This window comes from Vibrio salinus (genome assembly GCF_021272385.1).
Classification (GTDB): Bacteria; Pseudomonadota; Gammaproteobacteria; order Enterobacterales; family Vibrionaceae; genus Vibrio; species Vibrio salinus.
In genome coordinates, this window is sequence record NZ_JAJSDZ010000010.1 from 1,115,365 (window position 1) to 1,129,417 (window position 14,053).

At 39.5% G+C, this 14,053-nt stretch carries 11 protein-coding genes; 2 read left to right on the forward strand and 9 right to left on the reverse strand.

All coding sequences use genetic code 11. The features are described 5' to 3' along the window. Positions 1 to 1,014 carry an ABC transporter substrate-binding protein gene (locus LRQ06_RS18690; protein WP_232768556.1) on the reverse strand — a complete coding sequence of 338 codons (1,014 nt, stop codon included), beginning with the start codon at positions 1,012 to 1,014 and terminating at the stop codon, positions 1 to 3. A gap of 202 nt (positions 1,015 to 1,216) precedes the next feature. On the opposite strand from LRQ06_RS18690, the gene LRQ06_RS18695 reads away from it, so the two are divergent. Beyond that, positions 1,217 to 2,197 carry a LysR substrate-binding domain-containing protein gene (locus LRQ06_RS18695; RefSeq protein WP_232768557.1) on the forward strand — a complete coding sequence of 327 codons (981 nt, stop codon included), beginning with the start codon at positions 1,217 to 1,219 and terminating at the stop codon, positions 2,195 to 2,197. Between the two features lie 77 nt (positions 2,198 to 2,274). Here the strand turns inward: LRQ06_RS18695 and LRQ06_RS18700 are convergent, their stop codons facing one another. Continuing rightward, complete coding sequence (locus LRQ06_RS18700; RefSeq protein ID WP_232768558.1) at positions 2,275 to 3,195, reverse strand: EamA family transporter; 921 nt, start codon at positions 3,193 to 3,195, stop codon at positions 2,275 to 2,277. 400 nt (positions 3,196 to 3,595) lie between these two features. Between LRQ06_RS18700 and LRQ06_RS18705 the strand changes: the two genes are divergently transcribed. Next, positions 3,596 to 6,775, forward strand: coding sequence for an HD domain-containing phosphohydrolase (locus LRQ06_RS18705; RefSeq protein WP_232768559.1), 3,180 nt, complete (start codon positions 3,596 to 3,598; stop codon positions 6,773 to 6,775). A gap of 76 nt (positions 6,776 to 6,851) precedes the next feature. Here LRQ06_RS18705 and LRQ06_RS18710 read toward each other — a convergent pair whose 3' ends face one another. The 7 genes from LRQ06_RS18710 to rhaB all read right to left on the reverse strand — a co-directional run bounded on the left by LRQ06_RS18710 (position 6,852) and on the right by rhaB (position 13,837). Then, positions 6,852 to 7,664, reverse strand: coding sequence for a helix-turn-helix domain-containing protein (locus LRQ06_RS18710; protein ID WP_232768560.1), 813 nt, complete (start codon positions 7,662 to 7,664; stop codon positions 6,852 to 6,854). 86 nt (positions 7,665 to 7,750) lie between these two features. Then, positions 7,751 to 8,893 (reverse strand): iron-containing alcohol dehydrogenase, encoded by a 1,143-nt coding sequence (locus LRQ06_RS18715; RefSeq protein WP_232768561.1) that lies wholly within the window; start codon positions 8,891 to 8,893, stop codon positions 7,751 to 7,753. 14 nt (positions 8,894 to 8,907) lie between these two features. After that, entirely contained in the window at positions 8,908 to 9,705 is a 798-nt protein-coding gene (gene rhaD, locus LRQ06_RS18720) for a rhamnulose-1-phosphate aldolase (protein ID WP_232768562.1), read from the reverse strand. Then, positions 9,702 to 10,016, reverse strand: coding sequence for an L-rhamnose mutarotase (gene rhaM / locus LRQ06_RS18725; protein ID WP_232768563.1), 315 nt, complete (start codon positions 10,014 to 10,016; stop codon positions 9,702 to 9,704). Before rhaM ends, rhaD begins: the two co-directional genes overlap by 4 nt. Positions 10,017 to 10,030: 14 nt before the next feature. Continuing rightward, entirely contained in the window at positions 10,031 to 11,059 is a 1,029-nt protein-coding gene (locus LRQ06_RS18730; RefSeq protein WP_232768564.1) for an L-rhamnose/proton symporter RhaT, read from the reverse strand. Positions 11,060 to 11,124: 65 nt separating this feature from the next. Further along, entirely contained in the window at positions 11,125 to 12,384 is a 1,260-nt protein-coding gene (locus LRQ06_RS18735; protein WP_232768565.1) for an L-rhamnose isomerase, read from the reverse strand. A 13-nt stretch (positions 12,385 to 12,397) separates the two neighbouring features. Then, positions 12,398 to 13,837, reverse strand: a complete 1,440-nt coding sequence (rhaB, locus tag LRQ06_RS18740; protein ID WP_232768566.1) for a rhamnulokinase — start codon at positions 13,835 to 13,837, stop codon at positions 12,398 to 12,400. Positions 13,838 to 14,053: the final 216 nt, after the last annotated feature.

Genomic DNA, 14,053 nt, shown 5'->3' on the forward strand with positions numbered 1-14,053 from the left:
TCACCTCTCCCGAAAATAACGTTCAACGATAGCGGTTGCCATAAACGAACGATAATCGGGTACCGCTCCTTTAACCAAATCGGAATTTTTAGCCCAACGAGCCTGTAACTGAAGATTTGATAATAATGAATTATTTATTGAAAGCCGGAACCGATAATCATTCCAGGTCCAGTTTAATTGTCCATAATTAATATCTAACGCTCTTGCAATAATAGTCATTGCTTTTCGTGGGTTGTGATTTATCCATTCAATAGCTTCATCTAGAGACATTAAAATATGTTGGATGTTTTGCTGATTTGAATGTAAGTATGACTTCATTGAGAGCAGATTAAAAGTTAAATGATAAACCCCCTGACTTCCTAAATTAACAATTTTAGAATCCGGTTGTAATGACATTAGATACCCGTATGGTTCCCATACTGATATAGCATCAACCTCACCTGTATACAATTTTTCAGGTAAATTCTCCGGCTCAAGATATACTTGTTCAACCTTTCCCGGTGAAACACCGTTGATGAGTAATATCGAATATAAATAAAATTCACTTGCACTGGCCTTTACCACCCCCACCTTTTTCCCTATCAAATCCGCAACTTTTTTTATACCTCGCTTACTTGTCGTCAGCAGTTTAAGATCATTATCAGAATCAACAAAAGTTGCCAATATTGAAAAGTCATCACGTTTGAAACTGTTAAACATTACGACCGATTCAGACGCTGTCGAAAAATCAGCTTCAGCGTTAAACAACCTATCGGAACAGTCAATACCACCAAAACACGGCGCAAGAATGACATTAAGACCATTTTTTTTGAATAAATTTAAATGATTAGCAACAATAAGAGGAGCTGATAATGGCGAATGGGACGCTGCAATTCTGATATTAGACAAAGCAATATTATTCGTAATTTGTTTAGGAGAAAATTCATAAATATAAAGTGATACTATCCCTAAAGCTAAGATTGCAGGTATGGCGATTTTTTTTATCAAAAATGATTTTTTTAAATTATAATCCATAACGCAAAAATATTATTATCTTTCCCTTTCTAAGTTTAGACAGTCTCCTTCATTTGTATACCCAAGCACGATTTATTTTTCGTCACACAACATTCCATAAAACTCTCATCTGTGATACTTTCGTACTATATAACTTATTATTAAAAACATTAATTTTTAAGCATAAGTCAAATAAGTAATAACAATATGTATGCGTGGAGGAATGCACGTGAAACTACAACAACTAAAATATCTAAAGGCAATCAGCGATAATAACTTAAATGTCTCTGCAGCTTCCGAAGCTTTGTTTACTACTCAGCCAGGAGTTAGCAAGCAGGTATTGTTACTTGAAAAAGAGCTTGGCGTCCGTATTTTTGAACGACATGGGAAACATTTGCAACGCATCACAGATGTCGGTGAAAAGATCTTATCGGAAGTAGAAAAAATGCTCCGGCTTGAGCAGAAAATCAAGGCTATTGCCAAAGAGCATGTCGATCCGGGAACTGGTGTTTTCAACATTTTTACAACACATACCATTGCTCGTTATCTGCTTCCGGCTAGTGTCTCAGTCTTTACAAAAAGACATCCTAAAATCAACTTTAATCTTCATCCAACGTTACCGTCTCAGGCAAAAGGCGGGATCAGCCGTGGTTACTCAGACTTTTCAATTGTTGCTCATGATGTTGGTGCCGATTCAGACTTAATTATTCTTCCGGCTTATCTTTGGACCCTGGGTCTGGTTGTACCGGAAGATCACCCTCTTGCAAGCATTGAAAAACCGACTCTGGAAGATATTTCGCAATATCCGCTTTTGACTTATGAACAAGGAGCCTCAGGACGAGAAAGAATCGACGAAACTTTCCGTAATGCCGGATTGGCACTCAATTACTTCATGACAGCAATGGATGCCGATGTAATCAAACGTTATGTTGAGCTCGGCTTTGGTATCGGTATTATTTCATCGCTTGCAGCCAAAGACATAGAGCATATGAAATTAAAATACATTGATATTAACCACTTACTGGAACCATGTCAGGCGTGGATATGCTTTAGTAAAGATGTCATTCTGCAAAACTACATGTACGATTTTCTTGGTTCCTTTTCTCCGCATCTTACAAAAACGCTCATGGAAGAAGTATTAATGAACAGTAATTCAAATCGTGTCGAAGCGATTTTTAAAGATATAAAGTTACCTGTTTACTAAATCACGCCATTCCTTATATACCCAGTTTTTTTAAATACCTGGGTATATTGTCTTTTAAATTTAAAAGCAAAATGCCTCTATTTTAAATCAGTATTTAGCTCAATTTTCATTTTTTTCCTGATAATCCATTTCTGACCGAAAACATTAATAACCAACCCTAATGCGATTACAAATACTCCGATTATCTGATAAAAACCCAGATTCTCCCCCAAAAGAAGCATTGCACTTAATAAACCAAAAGCAGGAACCAACAAAGAGAGGGGAGCAACAAGGCCTGTCTCATAACGACTCAGCAAGTAACTCCATCCACCATAACCGACAATGGTCGCTAAAAGTGAAAGGTAAACAATAGATAATACGTTATACCAATGAATATTCATTAATGAATTCACAATCACATCCAAACCTTCGACAAAAAATGATGCAATAGCAAAACTGATGGTTGGCACAAGAGCACTCCATATGACTAATGACATCGTCGGAATTTGGTAATGTCTCATTATCACTTTATTGACGATATTCCCCGTAGCCCATGAAAACGATGCACCTAAAATTAATAATAGAGTAAACCATGTAACAGAAGCCGTACCCTGTCCTTGTGCAACCGCCAAAATATAGATACCGATGCCGGCAATCATAATTGCAAATATATTGTGTACTCTTATTTTTTCTCTCAGTAACAGAACACCCAGAACCAGAGTAATAAATGCCTGAGCCTGAAGGATCAGAGAAGCAAGGCCAGCAGCTAATCCCACTTTCAGTGCCCAAAACAATAATGCAAACTGTCCAAAGCTGATTGTCATCCCATAAGCAATTAACCATCTCCAGGGTAATTGAGGACGTTTAACAAAAAAGATAGCCGGAAATGCAACCAGAGCAAACCTTAAACCAGCCAACAATAGTGGCGGCATCCCCTCCAGACCAACTTTAATGATGACAAAATTGATTCCCCAGACCATAACTATAATTAAAGCCAGAAAGCGGTCTCTTATCGACATGAAACATCCTTATCTAAAATACTCACCGGATAAACTCTTAATTCATCAATATACTGGAAGTTCATTAAGGGTATATATCAATAAAGTTCACCTGCATCCGATATATGCAATCCTTTTTGACAACATTGTCAAAGAAACCTCACTGAAGCAAGACATTATTTCCAATAAAGCAAAAATAGCCTTTTATCTGTATAAAATGATCTAATAAATAATCAGGATATTTGTAATGAAATAAAACATCGGGAAGGTAAACATAACAACAAATAATCTCTTGCAAATTGTTGTCTATATCTTATTGTTAATTTAATACTATTATAAGTTCTGAATATCTCAGAACATCTTCAACATCAGATACGCATATTTAAAACTCATTGATACAATCCGGTTTTAAAGGTTGGCTATGGTAAACAAATTGTCTCAGATGAAGTTCAGCATTAAGCTGACTGTCATCTCCTTATTTATCTTTCTATCGCTACTGATAGTGGCAGTTGCGTTATCCCTGCAATTTTATTTTAGCCAATCTTTAGCTAAGGAATCCGCCGGCCTTTTATTCAAAAACAGTGCTCAACGAGTTAGTGACAAAATTAATGCATTGGATACCGAAAGCAGTGATTTAGCTCTGCTTCTATCACAGTATCCGGAAATGACTCTTCCCGATTCAACTAAGACAATAAGACCAATAACGAAAATCATGGCTCAGGCCATGCGACAAAAACCGTACCTTTATGCTATTTATATCGGATATGAAAATGGTAATTTCTATGAATTGGTTAATTTAAACAGTAGTAAGAACTTAAGAAAACGATTAAAAGCAGACGAAGATGACCGTTGGCTGATTGTTCATATTTATAGCACTGCGGAAAGACGGCTGAGACAATTTACGTATTTTAATTCGCAATTCATAAAAACACATGAAAGAACCGAACCAAGCCGTTACTTCGCAAACGTCAGACCTTGGTTCAGACAGGCGATGCAAGCTGATGAAACGATTAAAACCAGCCCTTACCTCTTTCATAACACACAAACACCGGGAACCACCTACGCAAAAAAAATTCCTTTAAGCAATAATGTTATCGCCGTTGACCTGTCGATGGCAACGCTTTCCCGCTATCTGCAACAACACCGCTCATTAGAAGAATCAAATACCATTATTTTTGATAGAAGTGGAAAAATCTTCGCTCATTCATTCGAAAAAATAACATCAGATAAAATCAAACCGGATTCAACCATCTCACTAACAAAAGAAGAACAAAAGTACATTACGGAGCTCGGTGTCTTAAGAGTATCCAGCGAAAAAAACTGGCCACCTTATGATTTTTCCTACGGAGGTGAACCTCAGGGATATTCAATCGACCTTTTCAATCTCATCGCCGGTAAACTAGGTTTGAAAGTTGAATACAGTAATGGCTATAACTGGAATGAGCTTGTTGATTTATACAGTCAAAACCGATTAGATATTCTCCACAGTTTATTTCAAACACCACAAAGAGAATCATGGGGACTCTTTTCTGATCCCTATCTCGAACTTTCTCCGGTTCTTGTCACCAACACAAAAGATACTCAAATCACGTCACTGAAAACATTAAACAATGGTAAAACCATTGCAATACCTGCAGGCTGGGCGTTCATCAAATTTGTTAAACAACATTACCCCGATATAAAAATATTAGAAACCACTGACACTCTTAGCTCATTAAAAGCACTTATCAGTGGTAAAGCAGACGCGGCATTCGACAACAATGCCGCCGTTCACTTTTTTGTTGATCGCTATTCTCTGGAAGGACTACAGTTCAACACAAAACTACCCAGCTTAGTCGGAACATTAGATCAACAATTACGCTTTCTCGTTCATGATGGCAGAGAAGAGTTGAGAGATTTACTGAATAAAGGTATTCATTCCGTATCTGCATCTGAATTGGCACAATTAAAAAATAAATGGTTTTATAATCAATCACAAACAAAATTACACCGAACAATACAGTCAGGTGTCGTACCCAACCCCGAATTTACTAAACTTGCCATTCAAAGCAAGGAAAATAAGGCTGACACCATCAGCCAGTCGATAGTCATTGGGGATACGTCTTACACCGTTTATGTCCATCATACCCTCTCCGCAATTGGCCCGGATAACTATGTCGCAATCATGATCCCGACATGGACTATTCAAAAACCGTATATGCATCAGGTTAATATTTCATTACTGATCACTCTGGGTTTTCTTGTATTACTTACGCCACTGCTGTTCATTCTCGCTAAAATGATCGTAACGCCTGTGAATCTGTTAGCCAATGAAAATAAAAAAATAATGGAGCGTCGATTCAAAGAGGTGGAATGTATCCCCAGCCGTATTCTGGAGATCAATGACCTTTCAAATTCAATTTTATCTATGGCAGAATCCATCGAAGACTATCAAACAAAACAGCAGGAACTGGTAGATGCATTTATTCAGCTCATTGCGAAAGAAATCGATGAAAAATCGCCATTTACCGGAGCACATTGCGAAAGAGTACCAGAAATTGCAATGATGCTGGCAAGATCGGCATCTGACAGTTCACTTCCGGCTTTTAAAGATTTTAAACTGGAAAGCATTGAACAATGGCGTGAGTTTAAAATTGCGGCCTGGCTGCACGATTGCGGGAAAGTGACTACACCGGAACACATCATTGATAAAGGCAGTAAACTCGAAACCATATATAACCGGATTCATGAAATAAGAACCCGTTTTGAGGTTTTGTGGCGTGATGCTGAAATTGATTTCTGGAAAGGCATTGCCGATGGCAAGCCAAAAGAAAAACTGCAACAAATTTTATTAAACCGGCACGACCAAATTACTAAAGACTTTTCTTTTATAGCAGAATGTAATATTGGCAAAGACTATACAGATGAAGAGAAAATAGTCCGGATTAAAGAGATTGCCCAACAAACATGGGTAAGGCATCTGGATAACAGACTGGGCTTATCACCTCTAGAAACTAAAAATCTTGAGTCAATACCAGGCAAAGCGTTACCGGCTACCGAGCATATATTGATGGATACCCGGGAACATATTATCCCCTGGATTCGTTCCCCCAAAGACAGAGTCAGTAGTAAATTCAAAGTTGAGATACCTGAAAATCAGGCTAACCTCGGAGAAATATACAATCTGAGTATAACTAAAGGTACTCTGACCAACGAAGATCGTTACCGGATTAACGAGCACATTATTTCAACAATCCAAATACTGGAATCGTTACCTCTTCCAGATGAGCTTTCACGAGTTCCCGAAATTGCCGGAGGCCATCATGAAAAACTGGATGGCACCGGATATCCACAAAAATTAACAGCCAATGAGCTGTCTCTTGAAGCGAGAATTTTAGCGATCGCCGACGTCTTTGAAGCATTAACCGCTTCTGACAGACCCTATAAACATGCCAAAACGTTGAGTGAAGCCATTGAGATCTTAGCGTGTATGGTCAAAGAGCAGCATCTCGATGAAAATCTGTTCAAACTATTACTGGCAAACAAAATACATGAACAATACGCGGAGCGATTTCTAAGTGATACTCAACATGACCCGGTGGATATCAATAAGTACCTCTAACCCGCACTAAATTTCTCTGAGACTATAATTTTTACTTTCTCATAAGAACGAACAACCAGAGATAAGAAAATATGCTCTAATAATAAGAGCGCTCTTTCATCATAAAAGATCTGGGCGACATCCCTGTCACAGCCTTAAATTTAGTACTGAAATAATTACTGTCGTTATACCCAACACTAAATGCAACATCAGTAATGGATCGACCTCTCCGCAACATCGGGACCGCACGACGGACTCTCAAATGATTAATGAAACGGTTTGTTGAAAGCCCTGTTAACTGAACCAGCTTATTGCTTAATACTTTCGGCGATACCTTAAACATTTCGCTTACACGATTCACTGACAAACTCTGAATATGATAGTTGTTACAAAGATAGATAACTGCCTGCATCACTGGCGAATTATCAAAAGCCCCGATACTCAGACGATCAATGGAAAGTAAAAGCTGTTCAAATAGCAAAGATGTCATTACACCAGAGTGGATACCCTGATTTTCGCGTTCTTCTTTAATTTTTAAAGCAATATGATTAATACGTTTAAAATCGTTTTCAAGAACCATGAAATGGCTAGAGTCGTTTTCTAATTTTTTTATAACATCGACAGAATCATTGCCTATAGAAAGAAACTCTTTTTTATAGGCAACATTCAGCAAAACCAAATCATGCACATCCGAAAACTGGTGATAATCTTTTTCACTCACGCAGGCAACCGTATTAGGAAGCATAACAGAAAACTTATCATTAACCGTATGGGAGCCGATACCAGAACTAACCAGTATCAACTCACAGAAATCATGAGAATGTTCTGGGTAATCCAGTTGAGGATCACGGCTCAGTATATTTACGCTGGTTTTATGCCCAACGTATTCATCAGACTTAAGAAATAGCATATTAGGTATAAACAGGTTAACTAACTCGTTATACTTTTAGGCTTTAAACACAATAAAGCTGAGATAACTCTCCCAGCTTTAACAATTTACAACACTTTTTTATACAAACTAATAACCTGATCACGTGACACAGGAACAGGATTTCCTCCGGCACAAGGATCAGCAAGGGCATCATCAACCCATGCCATCATGTCGTCTTCTGAAATTCCCAGTTGGCTGAATCCTTCCGGAATACCAACTCGCTTATTCAGTGCTTTCAGTGCCTCTATCGCAGCCAGACTTGCTTCTTCCTCTGTCATCATAGAAGTATCAATACCCATCGCTTTCGCAATTTTGGCAAATTTTTCGACCCGGTAAGGGCGGTTAAATTCACTGACAACCGGAAGCAAAATGGCATTACAAACTCCGTGAGGCAAATCTTTTTGAGCTCCGCCCGGATGTGCCATCGCATGTACCATCCCCAACCCGGCGCTGTTAAAAGACAATCCGGCGATAAACTGCCCAAACGCCATCATTTCACGGGCATTAACATCCTGTCCATTATCCACCGCCTCTGGTAAACATGATGCAATAATACGAATCGATTCCAGAGAAATATAATCCGTCAAGGTATGTGCACCGGCAGATACATAGGATTCTACGGCATGTGTTAATGCATCAATACCTGTCGCTGCTGTCACCGCTTTTGGAATTCCGAGCATGACACTTGGATCATTTACTGAAACATCCGGAATAATCTTATCGGAAATAATCACATGTTTAACATGAGTTTTTGTATCCGTAATAACGGCGTTACTTGTCACTTCAGCCGCCGTTCCGGCAGTCGTATTGATAGCATATAGTGGAACACCTATCCTTTTCACTTTTTCAACACCATTATACTGAGCGATAGGTCCTTCATTTGCAGACAAAATACGGACAGCTTTTGACGTATCGATAGAACTTCCGCCGCCAAACCCAATCACATATTTCGCACCGATGGTATGAAACTGATCCATAGCCTGATTTACTGTATTACTATCCGGGTTGGGTTTGACATGACTAAATAGCGAAAGATTCAATGCACTATTCATCAGTTTCCCGGAAAAACCAAGCTGAACCATTGCAGGATCACATACTAACATCCCCGGTTCATTCCCATGGGAATCATAAATTCGCTCAATCAAAGCTTCAATCGCACCTACACCAGACAAATTTATTCTTGGAAAAGCCAATTTAAAAACGTTCATAGCCACCTCTCAAATTACAAATTAAATTCTCGTTTCAGAATATCCATACTTTCCTGACTAACACCTTCCGGTTCATACCCTGCTGCCAGACACTTGAGGTAAAGTTTTGCTCCTTTATTAGCGACGTCGATATAATCAAATGCGACAAGAACATCCCTCCCGGACGCGATAGCTCCATGTTTTTCCCAGACAGCCACATCATTGACCAGTAATGACTCTGTCGTTTTATCTGCCAACTCTTCTGAGGAAGGCAAACAATAAGGGATCACACCAATTCCTCTAGGAACAAATGCTCTGACTTCCGGTAGCATTTTCCAGCAAGTATTTGTGAATAAGTCACTGGATTTTGATATGTCAGGATGATGAGACAAAGCAATAAGCTCTAACGGATGGGTATGAACAACCGATTTATCTGCTATCCCTAGTGCCCGTTTAGCCTCTAAGATTTTAATATGACTAATAAATTCTGAGGTTGGTGCAAAATGTTCTGATGCTGTTCCTCCCCAGATAATACAAAAACCTGTCGCTGAATCATTAATTTTAAGAATACAACCCGCATACCCCGGCTCCCGTAATTCGCGGATACGTTGTCCGGTTCCTTTTACAAAATAAACACGACCTGCACAGCTTTGTGGCATTACGATAGAAAAAAGCTGCTCTTGCGCTGTAATATTAACGTTGCCAATAATATCGGTTAGATCAATGGAAATATTTCCTCCGTTACGTTCAGCCCATTCCCTTTGCCAGAGATACTGAGAAACCTCATGCACTTTCTCTATTTCAGCTTTAACTGCATTATTTAGTTTAATCATTTTAGATAAAAAACCTCTTTTAAATCCCTGGAAACCGGAGAGTTATCAGCATTTGATTGCATGATGTCTTTCATATAAGCCCACCACTCCTTACAAATCTCCGTATCAGCAATTGCGGCCCACTGTTCTTCATTTTCAATTTCGGCATAACTAAACAACAGGTTCTGTTCAGAAAATAAATGAATGGAATAATTAGACACTCCGTGTGAAGACAAAAGCCTGGACATAGAGTCCCATAATTGGTCATGGCGACGTTTATACTCATCATGACAATCCGGATTTACAAACATAAGGCATGTTTTCCTGATCATGTTTTTCTCCTTTCCTACGATGCCATACCAAGACCAACGATATTGGCCGCAGCAGTAATCACTAATAAACCAAAAATAAGAAAACGAACCGGCCGGGTACCAACCCCTTTCCATTCAGCCATAATGAGCCCGATAACTCCGCCGAAGAGGACATATCCGGACATGTGTAGCATCCAGTTGATGTAGCTTAGATCTTTAGGTACTGATGCTTCGCCCCAGCCATAAAAGAAGAATTGCAAATACCACATGATCCCGCCTATAGCGCTAAAAATTAAATTACGCATAAGCAAGCTTTTAGCTAATGACATATCTCTGCGAACCGAAATTTCCTCTTTGGTAAAAATATTCCAGAGACAAAAAGCGAAATTGACAATGGCTCCTCCCCCCATGATGAAACCATAAGCAGGCATCGCAACATAAAGATAATTAATACCAAGCGCCTCAGATTGTTCCCGGATGGGACCCGCGGCATCCAGTCCAAAAGCAAATCCGGCTGAGAAAATTCCACAAACAATGGCCAGAGAGACTCCTTTTTTCAAATCAAACTCTTCGGCCTTTTGCCCCATCACTTTCTCTTTTTCATTACCGGCATAGGTCACAATCGCAATACCAACCAAAGCAACTGCTATACCGATCATCGTTAAGGTACTGCCATTTGATGCCAGCAATTCACCCAGTTTTCCTTTAATAATAGGAGGTAAAAGTGTCCCGACGGCAAGGTTTAACCCAATTGCAATACCAATCCCCATAGACAAACCAAGGTATCGCATCGTTAAGCCATAAGTAATATTTCCAATGCCCCACAGAGCACCACAAAACATCAACATAGCAAACGTCGATATAGGAATATGTGAGTAAAATGCCCCCAGATCGGGCACCAACATCATTGTGACAATCCAGGGCATTAAAACCCAGGAGAATATTCCACCTATTGACCACATGAATTCCCAGGACCAGCCTTCGACTTTTTTATATGGCGCGTAAAAAGCCGCAGCAGAAGCAGCTCCCACTAAATGCCAACCAATACCGGCAACAACAGACATGTTTATTTTCCTTATATTGTAGGGATAAAGTAAGACTTACAGTTATGGACTGAATCCAATTCAAATTAACGTGTGGCTAATACCGTACTTTCGTAATCCGATACCTGATTTATCCAGTCAAAACCAATTGGCACAGCATTTGTGAGGCAATAGTAATCCCACACAGCAGCCCAGGGCAGAGAATGCATTTCCTCTGTAAGGCCAAGGCGCGTTGTATAATCAAATTGTTGCTCTGCCTTTCTCAATATCTCTCTTGGCTCCAGTAATGCTTTAAGAAGCGCTTTTTGTGCATTACGGGTTCCCACAGTCCATGCTGCAATACGGTTTATCGAGGCATCAAAAAAATCTAAGCCAATTGAAACACGGTCTGCCAAATCATTTCTTACAACTTCACGCATGATTGCCTGTGTCTCATCATCGAATGCGACAACATGATCAGAATCCCAACGAACCGGACGGGTAACGTGTAATAGGATATTTTTCACATAGAGCGATACCGCCGAAATCTTATCGCTGATAACTTCAGTGGGATGAAAATGCCCGGCATCCAGGCATAAAGCGGTATGACGGGTAGCTGCATATGCCAGATAAAACTCATTGCTTCCTACCGTATAGGCTTCTGCTCCGATTCCGAACAATTTACATTCAACGGCATCACGATGAAAACGTTCATCTATTGGCTCAGAAAGTGCCGAATCTAACGCATCAATTAATCGTTGTCTCGGGCCAAGACGATCAATAGGCTGATCCTTCATTCCGTCGGGAATCCAGATATTCATCGTTGATGGAGTCCCTAATTCACGTCCAAAATATTCAGAAATTTTCCGAGAGGCCTTAACATGGTCAATCCAAAAACGGCGAATTTCTTCCTTTGGATGTGAAAGCGTGAAACCATCATCTGATAACGGATGTGAAAACAACGTCGGATTGAAATCTAAACCCAGTTTATTTTTTTTGGCCCATTCAACCCAGGATGAAAAATGCTCAGGTTTAATCTCATTACGTTCAATTTTATCTGTGCTATCTAGGTAGATAGCATGTAGATTCAGCCGTTTCTTTCCGGGGATTAGAGAAAATGCTTTTTCTAAATCTGAACGCAGTTCTGATGGAGTGGTTGCGGCTCCCGGATAATTCCCTGTTGCCTGAATTCCTCCACTTAATGCAACATCGGGAGATTCAAATCCCCTCACGTCATCGCCCTGCCAGCAATGCATCGAGATAGGAATTTCTCCAAGATGTTTTATCGCTTCATCGGTATTCACACCGTATTGAGAAAAAACGTCTTTAGCATATTCATAGGCAGATTTGATTTGTGCTTCTTTCATTAGTATATCCTGCTTATTTGAGTGAGAGATATCTGGACTTTATAGCTTCCAGCCCCTCGATTTTCTGTGGTTTAAAAAGTCTTATTTCTGAAGATGACTCAATGATTCGCCGTCCTTCTTCGAGACACGAAATCATGTCAAGGGCAATGAATTGATTAATTACATTACCCAGTGCAGAGGCTTCTGTCGGTTCAGTAAAAACAGATATCTGACATACATCTGCACATAACTGATTTAGGAAATGGTCCTGTGTTCCTCCACCAACAATTCTCAATGCATTAATATCCCGACTTGTCACATTGGCTATCTGAGTTAATGCATCGTCATACGCAAGTGCCAGACTGTCATAAATACACCGGATAACCTGAGAAAATGTTTCCGGAGCTGGTAGATCCCGCCTCAAAAACCACTGTTTTATCGCTTTGGTCATGGATTCGGGGTTTAAAAAATGATCATCATTGGGGTTAATAAGAAACCGGAATGGTAATTCCTGGCTAGCCAGCGAGCTGATATCAGAGAAGGTAAGAGAAGGATGCTCTGCTTTGACTCTTTGAATTAACCAGAGACCCATTATATTTTTCAGTAAACGATACCGCCCATCAACTCCACCTTCATTCGTTAAATTGGCATCAAAAGCAAGTTGATTCGTTATGGGTTGCTCACTTTCAATACCGATCAAAGACCAGGTACCCGAGCAGAGAAAAGCAGTTTCAGAATCAAAAATAGGCGTTGCCGCAACGGCAGAAGCCGTATCATGACTGGCAACAGAACATACCGGTATATCAACTCCGTTTAATGAATACTGCCCAATGATTTGATTCGGCATTGCAGGAGGAATAAACCAGCTAAATTTCGCTCCACAAGCATTTATCAGTATTTTGCTCCATTCTTTACCTTTGCAATCCAACAGTTGACTGGTTGAAGCATTCGTATATTCACAATGTTTAACACCACACAACTTATAGTTAAGAAAATCTGGAATGAATAGTAGCTTATCGACTCTGTCAAGCCAGTCAGAGTGCATATCGGTGATCGCTTTAAGCTGATTGATAGTATTAAATGTCAAAAACTGTATTCCTGACATCTTGTAGATATCTTGCTTACTTAGCGCATTATCCTGTTCAATTTTTTGTTGGGTCCCCTGGGTTCTTTTATCCCTGTAACTAACAAATTCACCAAGAGGCTGACCTGATTTATCCAGTAAAACAAAATCCACTCCCCATGAATCGATTCCTAATGAATGAATTTCAAAATCACTCGCTAAAACTTTTGCAATACCAACCTTAATTTCATCAAGCACAGAATATAAATCCCAACAGGATTCTCTGCCCCGCATTACCTGACGGTTATCAAACCGGTGAAATTCCTCTAATTGAATCTTTCCCTTATCGAAATATCCCACCATCACCCGGCCACTTGATGCACCAAGATCAATTGAAATCACACCTTTCATTCTTTATTCCCTCACAGTTTACAAGGGAATTAAACCTAATTTCAGGATGATATAACTTCAAAAAACTGACGGATATAATCTATAAGGGCTTTTTTCCCAAGATTAAAATGCTCATTATCACAGTTCTGATAATGAACACTCACTGGACAGAAAGAGGATTTGAACAATACAAATGAGATGAAATGATTAAAATTTTTAACCATTTTATTAAGTTAA